We start from the raw sequence: 17,136 nt of genomic DNA, 5'->3' as shown, positions 1-17,136 counted from the left end.
GGTTGAAAATAATTAACCCTGTATAAGGCAAACAACTGTAATCTACTTACTCATATGCGTGTTGGGATATGCTATGACCAATATGCTCAGATAGTCGGGAAGTCAGATGTTATCGACCCTTTTTGGAATGCTCTCCGCCGACATGGCGATTGATCTGGGCACGGCCAATACCCTCGTTTATGTGAAGGGACGCGGCGTCGTTCTCAACGAGCCTTCAGTCGTGGCTATCGAAAACAAGGGTGGGCGCAAGATTGTTCGGGCCGTAGGCAACGACGCCAAGGAAATGCTCGGCCGCACACCCGGAGACATCGAGGCGATCCGGCCCATGCGCGATGGTGTGATCGCGGATTTTCAGGTTGCCGAAGCGATGATCAAGCATTTCATCCGCAAGGTGCATAACCGTCGCTCTTTTGCCAGCCCGCGCATCGTCATCTGTGTGCCGTCAGGTGCCACAGCGGTTGAACGTCGCGCGATTCAGGAAGCCGCGATGTCAGCTGGTGCCCGCAGGGTGGACCTGATTGAAGAGCCAATGGCAGCGGCTATCGGGGCCAATCTTCCGGTCACCGAGGCGACAGGTTCCATGATTGTTGATATTGGCGGTGGCACAACAGAAGTTGCGGTACTGGCGCTGGGCGGTGTCGTCTATTCCCGCTCTGTACGGGTTGGGGGCGACAAGATGGATGAGGCAATCATCAGCTATATCCGCCGCGAACATAACCTCCTGATTGGCGAGGCATCAGCCGAGCGCATCAAGAAGGAAGTTGGTGCAGCGATGATTGATGAGAGCGAGCAGACCAGAATGATCTATATCAAGGGTCGCGATCTGATGCATGGTGTGCCCAAGGAAGTAAAAATCAGTGAACATCAGATTGTGGAAGCGCTGCGCGAACCGGTGACACAGATTGTTGAAGCAGTAAAAGTCGCCCTGGAGGCAACCCCGCCTGAATTGGCGGCAGATATCGTTGATACGGGGATCATGCTAACAGGTGGCGGCGCTTTGCTGAAGCATCTGGACCGCGTCTTGCGGGATGAAACCGGCCTGCCGGTATCAGTCGCGGACGACCCCTTATCATGTGTGGCCATTGGTACAGGGGCTGCGCTTGAAAATGACAAGACCATGCGGTCGGTTCTGTCCACCGCCTAGCAAGGTAGCTGAGAAGTTGCGCACCTTTCAGGGTATCGGAGTTTGATGATGCAGGAACTCGGTTCTCAAAGCCGCGAAGGGCTTGGGCGGAAAAGCAACCGCCGGCTCAGCATCATTTTTCTGCTGGCCGTTTCCTTCATGATGTTTTCCTTCTCCTTGTACGGTGCGCAGGCATCTGTTTTTGAAAAAGCCCGGGAAACATTGCTGGATGCCGCAGAACCGGTCCTCAGCCTCTTCAATGCCCCGATAAGGTGGGTGGATAACCGGTTTGGGGATATTACGGACTATTTCAATTATCTTGAGCAGAACAAGCGTCTCCGGGAAGAGAATGCAGAATTGCGTGTCTGGATGAATGAGGCCGTCACTTTGCGCCAGCAGGTCGCCCATTACGAGCAGCTGCTGGAGATGCGCATGGAAACACCGGCAGAGCCGATTGATGCCCGTGTGGTTGGCGAAGCTGGTGGGCCCTATCGGCGGGCCTTGATTATCAATGCCGGGCGCAACCAGAATGTCGAGCAGGGGGATGCGGTGATTGATACGGCAGGCATGGTCGGCCATGTCGTGACCTCTGGCCGCTCTGCCTCCCGCGTCTTGATGCTGACGGATTTCTCCAGCCGGATTCCGGTCTTTGTCGAGGAAGCTGGCATTGAGGCCATTCTTGCCGGGCGCTTCCCTGACGAACCTGTTCTTCTGTTTCTTGAAACACGAGACGCGGACGAGATTGGCGCGGGTATGCGCATCGTCACGTCCGGCACGGGCGGTAAGCTGCCGCGCGGGATTCCGGTCGGCAGTATCGGCAATATGGGCGATGAAGAGATCACGGTCAGATTGTTTGCCAAATATAGCAGAACTAACGCCGTGCGCGTCCTCGACTACGAGTTTGTTGACGAGGAAGTCGGCAATGTTCTCGACGACGATGTTTCTGAACCAGCGCCGGACGGGGCAGCACCCCAATGATCCAGCCCGAACAGGGATTTGCAGGTATCCTGCGCGCTTTGACGCCAACCCTGCTGGGCTTTGTGGGTGTCTTGCTTTTGTCTTTGCCCTTGCGTCTGTTTGAAGGAACCGTGCCGACGCCTGTCTTCCCGCTGATCGTGATTTTTTTCTGGTCGCTATATGCGGCAGAATACATGCCGTCCGTTTCCACTTTCCTGATTGGTCTGTTGCAGGACCTTCTTCTGGGTGGGCCCATGGGTATGTGGGCGATCGCCTATCTGTTGACACAATATGCGATGATTACCCAGCGCAGTTACTTTTTGGGGCGCGAGCAGCATGTGGTCTGGCTTGGATTCCTTGTGGCGGCGTTGATGGCTGGCAGCATTATCTGGCTGGCCATGAGTATTTTTGCCAGTTCATGGATGCCTGTCTGGCCGGTCATCTGGCAGGTGCTGGTGACATTCGCTTTTTACCCTGTCATGGCGATAGCCTTTTCCAGCCTGCACGAACGGGTTATAATAGAACAATAGTATGCGCGTAGAACCCTTTGATACCCAGCGGCACATGATTTTCTCGCGCCGCGCAACCCTGTTCACCGCGGGGTCTGTGCTGCTGTTCGCTGGTCTGGGCGGGCGGCTCTATCAGCTTCAGGTACGTGACTATCAGCAATATCGCGGACTTGCCGACGATAATCGCTTCAACCAGCGGGTGATCGTGCCCATGCGCGGTGAAATCTATGATCGCTTTGGCGTGCCGCTGGCAACCAACCGGCAAAATTTCCGCGTGCTGTTGATTCCGGAGGAAGCGGGCAGCATCTCAGATGCGCTGGAGCATCTGGGACGGATCATCACGATCTCTGACAGCCAGAAGCAGAAAGCGGTGCGTGAGGCCCGGCGCGGGCGCGCCTTTACGCCCATTGAGGTGGCCAGCAATCTGACCTGGGATGAATTTACGAAAGTCAATTTCGAGTTGCCGAATTTCCCAGGGCTGCGGTCTGAGGTTGGGAACACGCGCAATTATCCCTGGAATGAAGCCATGGCATTTGTGGTCGGGTATGTTGGCGCACCCAGTGAAAATGATCTGCAACAGGAAGAAAACGAAGCGACCAGACTGCTCTATCGGCAGCCGGGTTTCCGCCTTGGTCGTGCCGGTCTCGAGCGCAAGCATGATGAGAAACTGCGGGGCAGCGCAGGATCGCTGACCGTGCAGGTCAACGCCCATGGCCGCGTCATTGAAGAATATCCTAATGACGGTGACAGGCCCGTGCAGGGGCAGCCGCTCGGCTTGACGATTGACAGTGAATTGCAGATTGAGGCCATGCGTGTGCTGGCCGAGCCTATTATCGAGCCTGAAGATGGTCAGGAGCCTGAGCCGGTCAGCGCCAGTGCCGTGGTCATGGACATTGAAACCGGTGACATCCTGGTCATGGCCTCTGTACCTGCGTTTGATCCGAATGAATTCAATGTGGGGGTCACCTCATCACGCTGGCGCGCGTTGAATGACAGTCCCTACAACCCGCTTCTGAACAAGACACTTAATGGTGTGTATCCACCGGGATCGACTTTCAAGCTGGTCACCGCGATCGCAGCACAGGAAGCGGGCATCAAGCCCTCATACAGGGTCAACTGCTCCGGCAAGATCTGGTTCGGTAATCGCTTCTTTGAATGCTGGAAGCCGGGCGGGCATGGCACCATGGATATGCGCGGATCGATCAAGCATTCATGTGACACATATTACTGGAATCTTGCCCAGCAGCTGGATATTGATCTGATTGCGGATGTTTCAAAACGCCTCGGCCTTGGCCAAACCTATGACCTTGGTCTTGGTACCCAGCAAAAAGGTATTGTGCCCAGCCGGGAGTGGAAGCAGCGATATTTCCGCTCCACGCCGGAACAGCAGACCTGGTTTCCCGGTGACACATTATCCGCCGCCATAGGCCAGGGCTATGTCGCTTCCACACCGTTGCAACTGGCGGTGATGACGGCACGTATTGCCAGCGGCAAGGATGTCTCTCCGCGGATCGTCAGGGTGGACGAGCGCGGTGTTGTGCCGCCACCGCCGTGTATGTCCCTGACGATCAATGATGAACATATGCAGATTATTCGTGATGGCATGGATGCCGTGGTCAATCAGTGGGGTACGGCATCGCGCTCACGACTGGAAAATCCGGAATGGCGTATGGCGGGCAAGACCGGCACCAGCCAGGTCGTCAGCCTGCAACGCGACCCGGTAACGGGCAAGCGTATCCGTAACGAAGATCTGCCGCGCGAAATGCGCGATCATGCTCTTTTTGTCAGCTATGCGCCTTACGAAAATCCGCGCTATGCCTGCTCGGTTGTAGTGGAGCACGGTATGGGCGGCTCGCGTACGGCCGGGCCGAAGGCTCGTGATATCATGCGCGCTGTGCTGCAAAAGGATCCGGCCATGCAACGCGCCTATGATCCGTCGCGCGACAAACCGGTTAAGCTGTCCGACTTGCAAAGAGCTGCGCAGCAGTCCGTCAGTGGAGGTATGCCGTGAGCACACTGATCATGATGGACCGCCGGCACGGGGTGCGCGCAAGGCTTGCTTCTCTCAACTGGTGGCTTGTTGTTCTGCTGACGCTTATTGCCGCGATTGGTGTCGCAACGCTTTATTCTGTGGCGGAGGGCGCCTGGGACCCGTGGGCGCGACAGCATACCCTGCGCTATCTTTTTGCGCTGGTGCTGATGATCGGTATCGGCCTGACACCGTTGCGGGTCTGGCTGTCACTGGCGTACCCGGCCTATTTCTCCATGCTGGCCTTGCTCGTGCTTGTGCCGTTTATCGGGGAAATCAATATGGGCGCGCGTCGCTGGATTGACCTTGGCGGGTTCCAGTTACAGCCATCCGAGTATATGAAGATTGCGCTGATTATGGCGCTGGCCCGCTATTATCACGGACTCGAATTCAAGAAGGTTTCCAACCCGCTTTACCTGTTCGTACCGCTGATGATGATTGGCGCGCCTGTCGGGCTTGTATTCCTGCAACCGGATCTGGGCACAGCGCTTCTGATTGGCGCGATTGGTCTTGCGGTGATCCTGCTGGCAGGTCTCAGCTGGCGCATGACGACGCTTGGCGCCATTCTGGCTGTAGTGGGAGTCATCGGCGCCATCCGCTTCGACCTTCTGAAGGCATATCAGATCAACAGGATTACCGCTTTTCTTGACCCGGAGAGTGATCCCCTCGGCTCAGGCTACCATCTGGCGCAGTCCAAGATTGCGATTGGATCAGGCGGTGTCTCGGGCAAAGGCTTCATGGGCGGTACGCAAAGCCAGCTTGAGTTTCTGCCAGAGATGCAGACGGACTTCATCTTCACGATCTTCGGGGAAGAGTTTGGCCTTGTCGGTGCCTTCGGCCTGCTGGCGCTATATCTGGCGCTGTTCATCATGGCGACCAACATCGCCATGAAGGCGAAATCTCATTTCGGCCGTCTGATGAGTATGGGGATTGGTCTTAACCTCATCCTCTATGTGTTGGTGAATATCGGCATGGTTATGGGGCTTGCCCCGGTTGTCGGCGTGCCGCTGCCGCTTGTCTCTCACGGGGGCAATGTGATGATTGCCATCATGGCAGGGTTCGGTCTGGTCATGAGTACGTGGGTTTGCCGCGATCAGGATACGCTGCGGACCAGTACGTCATATTATGGCAGTATCGATTAAAGGGGCCGAGTGCACTTTTCAGCAAAATTGCTGCCGAAAAAAATTATGACAGCAAAACTGTCAGGCAGCGATGGATTGCATGAGATCCTGAAAGGCCCCGCGCGACTGAGAGATATCGCCAGCAAGCTTTAGAAACGCTTGCTGCACGGTTTCGAGATTACGCTCACGCGCCCCGCTTTCAATCGTCTTTGCCCGTTCAGCGAGCTGAACGGCGCCAAGGTTCATTGCTGAGCCTTTCAACGCGTGAGCAGCTTTTGACATTTCATCGAAGTTTTGATCCCGGAAGCTGTCTCTCAACAGAACGAGCAGATCTTCACAGGAACTCCAGAAAGCATCAAGGATCGCATTGGCGGCATCAACCCCTGCAGCGGCCGCAAGTGTTTGCAGTTGCTCTGTATCAATAACGGTTGTTTGCGCGCTTTGCATCATACTCATACCTGACTGTTGCCGTACAATAAGCCCGAACGCCTTAAAAAGCCGTTAGCAGATAGACGGAAAAGCCACTGTCTATTCCTGTGCAAATTTGCTAAGAATCCTGAAAATTTGCTTAAATCACTGAACTGTAAGCGTAAAATCTGGAAGGGAACAACTATGGCGGGTGTCAGCAAAGCATCAGGACAGGAAAACTGGTCTTCTCGTGCAGCCTTCATTCTGGCGGCAATCGGATCAGCAGTGGGCCTCGGTAATTTATGGCGCTTCCCTTACGTTGCGGGTGAGAGTGGTGGCGGTGCTTTCGTGCTGATTTATATTCTCTGTATTGTGCTGATCGGTCTTCCGGTGCTGTGTGCCGAGTTGATGATTGGTCGCCGGGGTGGTGGTTCTGCCATCTCAGCTGTGACCAGACTGGCCAGAACAGAAGGGCATCCGGCTCTGTGGGGCACCTTTGCAGGGCTTGGCATTCTCGCCTCTTTCCTCATTCTTTCCTTCTACTGCATGATCGCCGGATGGGTTCTTTATTATGTCATCGCTATACTGGGTGATTTATTCAGCAACATTGCCAGCAATGGTTTGGGTGCAATTTCTGCCGGCGCTTTTGAAAGCAGTACACCAGAAGAGATCAGCGGACGTCTTGGTGCCTTACTTGCCAGGCCGGGTGAAGCAATCATCTACCAAGGTATTTTTGTTCTCCTTACGATCGGGATTGTCTCGCGTGGTATTAGCGGTGGGATTGAGAAAGCTGTCACAATCCTGATGCCTGCATTCTTTGTCATGCTGTTGATCCTGGTGGTCGTTGCTCTGGTACAGGGAGATGGTACTGCAGCGGTAAATTATCTGTTCAAGCCTGACTTCGCCGCGCTGGCCGCGGGGATAGCGGACCGATCGATCCTAAGTAATGCTCTGGGGCAAGCGTTCTTCTCCATCGGCCTTGGCTCTGCGCTGATGATTACCTACGGCATGTACATGAGCAAGGATGCCGATGTGCCTGGCTCAGCAGCCATCGTCTGTTCGGCAGATACAATCGTTGCCCTGATTGCCGGCCTTGCGATCTTCCCGATCGTTTTCCAGTTCGGGCTTGAGCCTGGCGGTGGTCCCGGCCTGATGTTTGGCACTTTGCCACTTGCCTTCCAGCAGATGCCGTTCGGGGCCGTTTTTGGCGCGGTGTTCTTCCTGATGGCGCTGTTTGCGGCCCTTACATCGTCAATTTCCCTCTTGGAGCCTGCTGTAGCCTGGCGTGACGGGGGAGCTGATCTTGCACCGGAAGCCAAGATGAAACGGCGTCTTCTGGCCTCAATAGGTCTTGGCGGTATCCTGTTTGCACTTGGTGTGATGCACATTCTGTCGCAGGTACCAACGGGACAGGCCAACTTCTTCAATAGCTGGGTACCGGTTGATTTCGGACCATTTGCTGGCAAGACATTCTTTGATTTTGTAGATGTGCTGACTTCACAATTCCTGTTGCCGATAGTTGCCTTGCTGACGGCTATTTTTGCAGGCTGGGTCGTTTCCAAAACAGCCTCGCGTGAGGAACTCGGATTCAAGACAGAATCCAGATATCGCGCCTGGTACTTCCTGATCCGTTTTGTGTGCCCGGCAGCGATCTTCCTGATCGTGCTGACGAGCCTTGGCATATTGTAAGAGCAAAAAGTCTTATACGGGATATGAACGGGGAGTTTCGGCTCCCCGTTTTTTATTTTTTGAACTTCTCTGTAGCTGCGATCAGGCCGGATATGATGCCCGGCTCGCTTGCTGCATGTCCTGCATCAGGGATGGTGACCAGTTCTGACTCGGGCCAGGCCTTGTGCAGCATCCAGGCTGTGCGCATGGGGGTCACAACGTCATAGCGCCCCTGAATGATAATGCCCGGAATACCCTTGAGCTTGTCAGCATTTTTGAGAATATGGTCGTCTTCCTCAAAGAAGCCCTTGTTGATGAAATAATGGTTTTCAATGCGCGCGAAGGCCAGCGCGAAATGGTCTGTGGCAAAACTTTTCATCCGCTCCATGGAAGGGTGAAGGGACACGGTTGAGCCTTCCCACACGCTCCACGCTTTTGCGGCTTCCAGCTGCTCGCGCCGGTTTTCGCTGGTCAGACGCTTCGCATAGGCGCCCAGCAAGTCGTCGCGTTCATTCGCTGGTATTGGAGCAATAAATTTTTCCCACGCTTCTGGGAAAATCCAACTGGCACCCTCTTGATAGAACCAGTCAATTTCGTCCTGTCGCAGTGTAAAAATACCGCGCAGGACAAGACCAGTAACCCGCGCAGGAAATGACTGCGCATAGGCCAGCGAGAGGGTTGATCCCCAGGAGCCTCCAAAAACCAGCCATTTCTCAATATCGAGATGGCTGCGTAACTGCTCCATATCCTCGATCAGTTGCCAGGTTGTGTTTTCCCGCAGTTCTGCATGGGGCGTTGAGCGCCCGCAGCCGCGTTGGTCAAACAGAATGATCCGGTATTTCTGGGGATCAAAATAACGCCGCATGGAGGGGGAGGTGCCACCACCGGGCCCACCATGGCAGACAACAACAGGTTGTCCATCGGGGGCGCCGGACACCTCGTAGTAAATCTCATGCAGTGTCGAGACCTTCAGCCTGCCGGTGTGATGCGGCTCAATCGCCGGAAAAAGGCCATATTTCTTGCTCATAGAGATTGTCGCTGAGATTGAATGAGTGTTAGTGTTTAGCAAGGGCAAATAAAAGAACAAGCATCTTGTCTCCGGTCGGCAGCCTTTACAGCCTGAGAGATGAGAAAATTTGTTCACAGTACGGGTGTGGTTGGGTCAATGAGTAGTGTTTCAGGACGGAAAGTTATCAGGCTTTTTTACACAATAGTTGTTATGGGCGTAGCAGCAGTCGGATTCTCTGGCTGCGCGTCAGTTAAAATTGCCATGCCGGGCGCTGCAACCGATGAAGCGGTTTCTCTTGCAGGCGTGCATGAGCGCGCAGCTCTGGTATCCGCGACCCGCCAACTGGACCGGACACCCTGGCCTGAAATCACCGAAGAAAATTTTTCTGGTCGCATGATGACAGCGCTTTTCGGCGGAGAGCAGAAAAATGATGGGGTCAGCCGTGATGCGGCTCTTGAAGCATATGCCGCGATGCTGGCGGCTGAGCGGAGCCCGCAGGCTGTTTTAATGCAGGATGCGAATGCCACGTTGCGACATGCAAGAATGGTCTCTGAGTCCGGTCGTCAGGCCGCCTATGCCATGAACCCGAGTTCGGGCGACATTTCCGTGCTGGAGAGCGCGATTGCTGATGTGCGTGAGTCCCGGGATATGTATGTCGGGACATTGCGGCTCCTGCGCAAGAAGGGCTTCGATATTGACAGGGATTTTGAGCAGGAGCTGAAAAAGGCTTTTACGCAAACCATTCAGGATATCGGTACATCGGCAGATATTGTCGCAGATCGCGTTTCTTCTGCTGCGACCGCCCAGTATGCGGATCAACAGACAGATCGCTGACGGTGTGAAGTCCATCGCCCGGTCAAAACCAACACGCGGGCGGCGTCAGTCTCTATCTTTCATATCATAACTGGGTTAGGGGTCAGGCAAAAGCTGACACCATCCCATGCTTCGAACACCTGCCACTCTTTACACAGCGCTCTATATCGGACAGTTCCTGTTTCTCGGTGTGCAGTTGCCTTTTTTTCCGGGCTGGCTGGAAGCGCAAGGTATTACTGCTGGCATGATTGGTCTGGTGATGGGGGGGGCTCTCATTTTGCGGCTTGTCCTGGGGCCGGTTATAGCGTGGTGGGCTGAGAACCAGCCCGATCAGCGCACCGCCCTGATGGCTGTATCCGCCATTATGGCAATCAGCTCACTGTTGTTGATGCTGCCACAGCCAGTCTGGTCAATATGTGTGCTGACCATCTTTGCCGTCTGGGCCTTTGGCTGTCTTGTGCCTCTTTCCGATACCGCCGTGATGCGGGCGGACAAGGCGGGGCTGGTGAATTACGGGCAGTCTCGCGGCGCCGGATCTTTTGCTTTCATAGTCGCAAATCTGCTCGGCGGATTTCTGATTGCCCAACATGGCGATAATGTGAGCGTCGTCTGGATGGGCATGACAGCCACCCTGACGCTGCTTGTCGCATACGCACTGCCCCAACGTACTGTTATGCTGTCCGGGAATGATCAGGTGCATACTACGGTGCGGCCCAATATCACCGAGGCCATGCGCCTGTTTCGCTCGCGTTCGTTCATCCTGATGCTGATTGCAGTTGGCCTGACACAGGGCACACATGCGGCCTATTATTACTTTTCTGAACTCCACTGGTCCGCACTTGGCTATCGCAGTGACCTGATCGGCCTGTTATGGACCCTTGGGGTGCTGGCAGAAATTATTGTCCTCTATAAAGGGCGCAGTTTCATACGTCGGCTGGGGCCGGTTGCCATGATCTCGATTGGTGCCCTTGGCGCGGTTATTCGCTGGCCCCTGACGGGCCTTTCACCCCCATTACCGTTGCTGATTATATTGCAGCTACTGCATGCGCTGACATTTGCCATGACCTATCTCGGTTCTGTGGAATTCATCTCCAGAGCTGTTCCTTCCGGTCTTTCCAATACCGGTATGACACTTGTCTCGACGCTCGGCGTTGGTGCGCTCACCGGGCTGGCGGCAATTTTTGTAGGTTTCGTTTTCAACGCTGATGCGCCATTGCCCGCTTATCTGTTGATGGGCGGCATGGGGGCCGTTGGCTTTGTTGCCGGCCTTTTACTGGCCCGCCGGTGGGATGGTGGTATTATCCGTACAGCACGCGCCTGATGGCTACGCCTGAGCACCAGTTACATAAGAGATAGTCAGAGATAGATTTGCTGGCTGCCATCCCACTTATCTTTGCCTTTGCCATCAGAATCTTTCTGTTCAAGTTCTGCTGTGTGCAGACGCTGTTCATAGAGACTCAGAAATGCCTGATGTGTGCCCGGTACTTCTTCCAGTTGATTGAGAAAGGCCTTTCCTTCCGCGATGTTGCCATCCCGCCAGGCATTCACCAGCCCGCGTTGTGTGTCAGCCATGCGCCGGAAAGTCTTGCTGGCTTTAAGGAAGGGGTTTCCCACAAGGCCGTAAATCTGCCTTGGTTGAGGGTTGTCATTGATCCGCAATGTATCAAGGTCGAGGAAAGCGAAATGATGTCGCAGGGCAGTAAAGACAGTCTCATCACAGACGATTGCCGGTCCGTACAGCCGGGAGCGCTCCCGCAAGGTGCCAGCCAGCGTGACAGATGGCCCGATAACCGCATATCTGTTGCGGGCACCACGGCCGACAGGTCCTGAGAAGCAGACATCGCTGGAGATCCCGATCTCAAGGTGACCCTGTTCAAAGGCCGAGCCTTTATCTTCGTCAGCAATGCGTGCCAGCGGGAAAGAGGCTTGCGAACTCTGCAGATCACGCGCCAGTGCGTTCATGTCTTCGATCATCTGCAAGGCACAGCTGCAGGCGCGCTCGATATGATTGGGGGCAAGCTCAGGCACATTCCAATAGCCCAGCAGGCGGCCATCCTCACCATAATCGACTGTGCCGCCAAGTTTGAGAATTGTCTGGCGCAGCTTGTCATTCGTCTTGGCACGAAACTGTATGTACTCATCCGGCTTATCGACAAAGTCGGCGATCATATCATCCGGGAGGCGGATTGAGGCCGATAGCACGGTTACCTGTCGGCGCACACCGTCCAACAGGCTTCGGCCTTTCTGCTTTTGCAGTTTGGCCATGGTCGTCGCCGGCAGGGCACCATGAAAGGCGCCGCGTACCTTGTCATCGCGCAGCACGGACGCGCCAAGGCTGCTCAGGCCATAACCAAGCTGTGCGCCAACCATGGCAAGGATCGCTGGTGCCGGGTCGATCAATGTTCCGTTGCCGGAGAAAACGAGCCAGGTGGCGATCATGAGCGTGATGCCTGCCACTGCAGTAAAGGCTGCCCCAATCACACCTGAATAGAACAGCAGACAGATAACGGCCGCAACGCCGAGCAAAAGGGCAAGACCGGCCTCCAGAAAGCCCGACCAGCCAGGGCGCGTCAGGCTTGCCCCGTCAGCGAGCTGGTCTGCCAGCAATACATGTATCTGTGCGCGTGTCAGGTCTCCACGCGGTGTCGGCACCGTGGCATTGCCGGAGACGCTTTCCCCGATAAAAACAGTTTTACCATCAAGGGACTGACGCCAGCTGTTATTACCGGCAATGACGCGCCACGCAGGAACGGTGGGCACGGATATATTTTGTGGAAAATACAGTCTGGTTGCACTCTGGCGGTCGAGCATGATCTCGTTGCCATTGACCGTGATACTGGCCAGAGGGTGACCGGCATTATGGATCAGGCTATCATGCGCTGTGGCCAGAATTTCACTTTCGCCTGCCATCAGGGCACTGAGCGACGTGGCCGGGACAGGCGCGCCATAGGCGTGCCAGATCAGTCTGGCGCGACGGAACACACCATCCGGGTCCACAGGCAGGGCGCTGACGCTCACCTGTGAGGCCGCTTCTATATTCTGCGAAATGCTGCCATTCGGCAGGCTGACGGGCAGAGACTGACCGTTCTGGGCTGGTCCGCTTTGCTGCAGGGTGATCCATTCTGCCCCTTCAAAAGAGGTGCGCATCCACCCTTGTGTGCCGCGCATCAGCGCGGCAGGATTTTCTGCCACAGCGATGGCAGAAGGCAGTTGCGCCAGAGCCTCGCCGAGCGCCACATCGTGGCTTGGCAGGCGCGCTATTTCAGACATCAGGGCCCGGTTATCTGCTGTACTGGAATTGAACCAGTAGCGGCCCACAATTTCCGGCGAGAGCGGGTCCGGCCCTTCGACCGGCACTGTGAGGACCACATTATCGGCACCGGACTCTCTGGCAATATTGACCAGTTGCGCCAGTTCCGTGCGCGGCCATGGCCAGGGGCCAATGCGTTCCAGACTGTCCTTGTCGATATCAACGATGACGAAGCGATCACTCTGCGCCGGGCTGCTCTCACGTGCATCCAGTCGCATGAACAGGCTGAAAATTGCCTCCCGGGGCTGACTGCCCGGTTGGAAAGCTGTTGTCAGGGCAAGGCTTGCCACCAGCAGAATGATGGCGATTGGCAGGATTGTCAGCCAGTTGTTTTCGCTCGCAAGTCTCTTTTCAAACACAGGGATGTCCCACTTTCGTTCTCATAATACAGCATACTATGCGTCACATTGTGCGATAGCTGAAAAAATCATGCCACAAAACGCACCTGTTAAGCTTTTAATTACCATGTATTTAGGGCTGGTTCAGGTTCTCGTGGCATAAAAGCATAAACATGAACCGGGTGCGCGGAGCAATCAGCGCCGTTTGGACAGGAACAGCATGGCCGAAGCAGCCTTTACAGCGACCGAAGAAAACGATGTCTGGCATCTCGCTGTGTCTGGTGCTTGGACGCTCGAAGCGGGGTTGAGCCAGATTGACAGCAAACTGCGCGCGTTTGCTGACGGGGCCATGGGGCAGAAACTGGAAATCAATCTGTCCGGGCTTGAACATCTCGACACAGCTGGCGCCATGGCGTTGCAACGCACCATGCGGGCCTGCTCCATGCGCGAAGAAATTGCCGAGCAGCCGTTATACGGGTTCAGCAACATCAATGACCGACACGCGCCCCTGCTGGCAGAAGCCTGCAATCATCTGTTGCCCTGCGAGATTGAAGTGGATACCGGAAACCCCTTCCTGATGCTCGTGGAGCGGCTTGGCCGCGGCGTTGCTTCAGTCGTGAAAGACACCAGGGATATTCTGAATTTTGTCTGGCAGGTCGTCAGCGGTATTGGCCGCATTATCCGGCGGCCAAGCCGATTGCGTCTGGCAGCGACTGTTCATCATATGGAAGAGTCAGGTCTGAACGCCACGATGATTGTCGGCCTGATGTCCTTCCTGATCGGGGCGGTGGTCGCGTTTATGGGCATTCGTATTCTGTCCCAGTTCGGGGCGGAAATCCTCACCGTCGAAATGATCGGTATTACTGTCCTGCGCGAGTTCGGTGTGCTGTTGACAGCGATCCTGATTGCCGGGCGTTCCGGCAGTGCTTTTACGGCGGCACTCGGGTCAATGAAATTGCGTGAAGAAATTGACGCCATGAAGGCCATGGGGATCGACCCCATGGAAGCGCTTGTTATTCCGCGTACCCTTGCAATGGTCATCATGATGCCGGCACTTGCGCTGATTGCCGCCATGCTGGGGCTGATTGGCGGCGCGCTGGTCGCTCTTTCTGCGGCAGAAATCTCGCTGAACCTGTTTTTCGCACGCATGCAGGACGTAATCCTGTTACAGAATTTCTTTGTTGGCCTGATCAAGGCACCGTTCTTTGCGTTCTTTATCTCCATCATCGGCTGCTATCAGGGCATGTGTGTGGAAGGCAGCGCGGAAGATCTGGGGCGGCGCACAACCATGTCTGTTGTGCAATCGCTCTTTGTGGTCATTTTTCTCGATGCCCTGTTTGCGATTCTTTTCCTGGAGCTTGGCGTATGACACAGGAAACGAGCAGTCATGAGCATGTCATAGAAATTGAAGACCTTGTCACCGGTTTTGGCGAGATCACTATTCATGACCATCTGAATCTTGCCGTCCGTCGGGGCGAGGTGATTGGTGTTGTCGGAGGCTCAGGCACAGGCAAGTCGGTCCTTTTGAAAACCATCATCAGTCTGATAAAACCCCGCTCAGGCAATATCAGGATGTTTGGCCAGAATGCCCTTTCCCTGAATGAAACGGAGCAGCGGCAGCTTGATCGACGACTGGGCGTGCTGTTTCAGGATGGCGCCTTGTTTTCTGCCATGACGGTTGCGCAGAACATCATGGCCCCGTTGCGTGAGCATCTTGATATATCTGATGCGCTGGCCAGTGAAATCGCAGCGATGAAAATAACCATGTCTGGCCTGCCACTGGACGCAGCGATAAAATACCCGTCAGAATTATCGGGGGGGATGCGCAAACGGGCAGGTCTTGCCCGCGCTTTGGCGATGGACCCGGAAATCGTTTTTCTGGATGAGCCAACCGCAGGACTTGACCCGATTGGCGCGGCAAAATTTGATGAACTGATCCTCAGTCTGCAGGATACACTGGGTCTTACCGTGTTCATGGTGACCCATGATCTCGACAGCCTGAACCGGATTACTGATCGCGTGGCTGTTCTGGCTGACCGGAAAGTATCGGCAATCGGGCCGATTGAAGAGGTGCGGCAGGATCCACATCCATGGATCAGGGAATATTTCTCCGGCCCGCGGGGCAGGGCAGCCATGGTATCAACCGTGCAAGCAAGTGAAGAAGCAACAGGCTAAGCCTGAGTGAAGAGAGTAGAATAATGGAAACATCAGCAAATTATCGGCTTCTGGGCACATTCGTGTTGGCAGCAGTGGTTATCGGGATTGGCTTTTTCTACTTCCTGGCACCTGCGGAAAATGACACGATCGAGTATGATGTTGTCTTCAACGAGCGTGTGTCCGGCCTGTCAGAAGGCAGCGATGTGCGCTTCAACGGCATCAAGATCGGTGAAATCCGCAGCCTCAAACTGGCCCCCAACAATCCTGAACAGGTTGTCGCCCGTGTCAGGGTGACGCGCGATGCACCGATCAAGGTTGATACGCAGGCGGAGATTGAGCTGGTTGGGGTGACGGGCCTAGCCATCATTCAGTTCACAGGCGGGAAGCCTGAAAGTCTGCTGCTGCGTGATGTTTCGCGACAGCGCATTCCGCGCATTGTGGCCAAGCCCTCTGCGATTGCTGATATTATTGATGGCGGTACAAACATCATCGCCGGGGCGCAGCGCGTTCTGGACCAGAAGAATACAGACACCCTTGCGAGAATTCTTGAAGATGTGGAAACCATCACGGACAGTCTTGCCAGCCGCGAAGAAGAAATCGGCAAACTGTTCGATAATGCTGCCAGTGCAGCGGAAGATTTTGCTGTCTTTGCGGAAAGTCTCAGCGAAACATCTGACAGTCTCGAGACGGTGATCATCTCTATGGAGCAAGTGTTCAACCGTGATGTGCCACAAGCCATTATCGAGTTTGATATCGCCGTTGCGGATGCTCAACTGTTGATGACCCAGCTTAACGGCCTGCTTGATGAAAATCGCGAAGCGATAGAGGCTTTCGCCCAGCAGGGGTTGGGTGAGGCAACCGGTATCATGGCAGATTCCCGTCGCCTTATCAGGACACTTGACGGAATGCTCCGTGAAGTCGAGCGTGACCCGACCAGATTTTTCTTCGGTGATACACGCCCCGAAGCTGCGAACTGAGGAGGCCTGAATGAAAGTGCCGATGAACAGAACGACGCGAAGATTGCGCAGGTTTGCGCTTGCAGCCGTTTCAATGATGGCTGTCGCAGGGTGTCAGTCGCTTCTTGTGGGCAATGGCGAGACACCACCACGCTACACGCTGTCGCCCGTGCCCGGCACTGTTGCTGCGCAAACGCAGCTGGCGGCACGCCTTGTTATTGCCGATCCTGTGGCAGAGGCTGCGTTTGAAACGTCCAGGATTGCCCGATCCCCTGAGCCGTTGCGATATGAGTATTTCGCGAACGCAGAATGGTCTGACCGCGCCCCGAACCTGTTTCGCATATTTCTTGTCCGGAGTTTCGAAAATAACGGTCGCATTCAGGCGGTGGGCGACAGGGTGACCTTACCGATTGGAGATTTTATTCTCGATACGGATATACGCAGTTTCCATGTGGAAATGCAGGACGGGCAGAACATTGCGCGTGTGGCTTATTTTGCCCGCCTGTCTGACCGGCGCAATAACAGCATTGCGTCACGTCTGTTCGAGGTTAATGAGCCGGTTAACGGCAGCGCTTTACCGTCCGCCGTTGAGGCGTTGAATAGCGCCGTCAACCGGGTCGGCAATGAGACTGTTGTCTGGGCAATATCGGAAATAGAGCAAAACATGCAGGCGGCGGATGTAGAAAGCTGATCCAGGCCTCAGGCTACTTAGCTATAATTTATGGTGCCGCCGGTGAA

At 55.1% G+C, this 17,136-nt stretch carries 15 protein-coding genes; 12 read left to right on the top strand and 3 right to left on the bottom strand.

Annotated features, from left to right (window positions below; genetic code table 11):
- Positions 1–106: 106 nt before the first annotated feature.
- Genes RAL90_RS11125 through rodA form a run of 5 tightly spaced genes read left to right on the top strand, consistent with a single transcriptional unit; the run spans position 107 to position 5,760 of the window.
- Positions 107–1,144 carry a rod shape-determining protein gene (locus tag RAL90_RS11125; RefSeq protein WP_306250595.1) on the top strand — a complete coding sequence of 346 codons (1,038 nt, stop codon included), beginning with the start codon at positions 107–109 and terminating at the stop codon, positions 1,142–1,144.
- 45 nt (positions 1,145–1,189) lie between these two features.
- On the top strand, positions 1,190–2,101 hold the full coding sequence (gene mreC, locus RAL90_RS11120; RefSeq protein ID WP_306250593.1) for a rod shape-determining protein MreC: 912 nt from the start codon (positions 1,190–1,192) through the stop codon (positions 2,099–2,101).
- Entirely contained in the window at positions 2,098–2,610 is a 513-nt protein-coding gene (mreD, locus tag RAL90_RS11115; RefSeq protein ID WP_306250591.1) for a rod shape-determining protein MreD, read from the top strand. The genes mreC and mreD overlap by 4 nt, the downstream gene beginning before the upstream one ends.
- 1 nt (position 2,611) lies before the next feature.
- Positions 2,612–4,600, top strand: a complete 1,989-nt coding sequence (mrdA, locus tag RAL90_RS11110; RefSeq protein WP_306250589.1) for a penicillin-binding protein 2 — start codon at positions 2,612–2,614, stop codon at positions 4,598–4,600.
- Complete coding sequence (gene rodA / locus RAL90_RS11105) at positions 4,597–5,760, top strand: rod shape-determining protein RodA (RefSeq protein ID WP_306250587.1); 1,164 nt, start codon at positions 4,597–4,599, stop codon at positions 5,758–5,760. The genes mrdA and rodA overlap by 4 nt, the downstream gene beginning before the upstream one ends.
- A 60-nt stretch (positions 5,761–5,820) precedes the next feature.
- Here rodA and RAL90_RS11100 read toward each other — a convergent pair whose 3' ends face one another.
- Positions 5,821–6,195, bottom strand: a complete 375-nt coding sequence (locus tag RAL90_RS11100) for an Hpt domain-containing protein (RefSeq protein WP_306250585.1) — start codon at positions 6,193–6,195, stop codon at positions 5,821–5,823.
- 156 nt (positions 6,196–6,351) lie between these two features.
- Between RAL90_RS11100 and RAL90_RS11095 the strand changes: the two genes are divergently transcribed.
- Positions 6,352–7,836, top strand: a complete 1,485-nt coding sequence (locus RAL90_RS11095; protein ID WP_306250583.1) for a sodium-dependent transporter — start codon at positions 6,352–6,354, stop codon at positions 7,834–7,836.
- A gap of 52 nt (positions 7,837–7,888) precedes the next feature.
- Here RAL90_RS11095 and pip read toward each other — a convergent pair whose 3' ends face one another.
- A complete protein-coding gene (gene pip / locus RAL90_RS11090; protein ID WP_306250581.1) occupies positions 7,889–8,842 on the bottom strand; it encodes a prolyl aminopeptidase in 954 nt (317 codons plus the stop codon).
- Between the two features lie 192 nt (positions 8,843–9,034).
- On the opposite strand from pip, the gene RAL90_RS11085 reads away from it, so the two are divergent.
- Both RAL90_RS11085 and RAL90_RS11080 read left to right on the top strand, forming a co-directional pair.
- The gene (locus RAL90_RS11085; RefSeq protein ID WP_306250579.1) at positions 9,035–9,658 is read left to right on the top strand and encodes a hypothetical protein; all 624 of its coding nucleotides are present in this window, start codon (positions 9,035–9,037) and stop codon (positions 9,656–9,658) included.
- A gap of 106 nt (positions 9,659–9,764) precedes the next feature.
- Positions 9,765–10,958, top strand: coding sequence for an MFS transporter (locus tag RAL90_RS11080; RefSeq protein ID WP_306250576.1), 1,194 nt, complete (start codon positions 9,765–9,767; stop codon positions 10,956–10,958).
- Positions 10,959–10,993: 35 nt separating this feature from the next.
- Here RAL90_RS11080 and RAL90_RS11075 read toward each other — a convergent pair whose 3' ends face one another.
- Positions 10,994–13,306: an adenylate/guanylate cyclase domain-containing protein gene (locus RAL90_RS11075; RefSeq protein ID WP_306250575.1), complete on the bottom strand. Its 2,313-nt coding sequence runs from the start codon at positions 13,304–13,306 to the stop codon at positions 10,994–10,996.
- 199 nt (positions 13,307–13,505) lie between these two features.
- On the opposite strand from RAL90_RS11075, the gene RAL90_RS11070 reads away from it, so the two are divergent.
- The 4 genes from RAL90_RS11070 to RAL90_RS11055 are packed head-to-tail and all read left to right on the top strand — an operon-like array spanning position 13,506 to position 17,089.
- Entirely contained in the window at positions 13,506–14,654 is a 1,149-nt protein-coding gene (locus tag RAL90_RS11070; protein WP_306250573.1) for an ABC transporter permease, read from the top strand.
- Entirely contained in the window at positions 14,651–15,460 is an 810-nt protein-coding gene (locus tag RAL90_RS11065) for an ABC transporter ATP-binding protein (protein WP_306250572.1), read from the top strand. Before RAL90_RS11070 ends, RAL90_RS11065 begins: the two co-directional genes overlap by 4 nt.
- 23 nt (positions 15,461–15,483) lie before the next feature.
- A complete protein-coding gene (locus RAL90_RS11060; protein WP_306250570.1) occupies positions 15,484–16,419 on the top strand; it encodes an MlaD family protein in 936 nt (311 codons plus the stop codon).
- Between the two features lie 10 nt (positions 16,420–16,429).
- Positions 16,430–17,089: an ABC-type transport auxiliary lipoprotein family protein gene (locus RAL90_RS11055; RefSeq protein WP_306250567.1), complete on the top strand. Its 660-nt coding sequence runs from the start codon at positions 16,430–16,432 to the stop codon at positions 17,087–17,089.
- Positions 17,090–17,136 lie beyond the last annotated feature (47 nt).

The sequence above is a fragment of the Parvularcula sp. IMCC14364 genome (genome assembly GCF_030758415.1).
GTDB lineage: Bacteria > Pseudomonadota > Alphaproteobacteria > Caulobacterales > Parvularculaceae > Aquisalinus.
The sequence above is the reverse complement of the archived record's forward strand: the minus strand, read 5'-3'. Positions and strand labels throughout refer to the sequence as shown.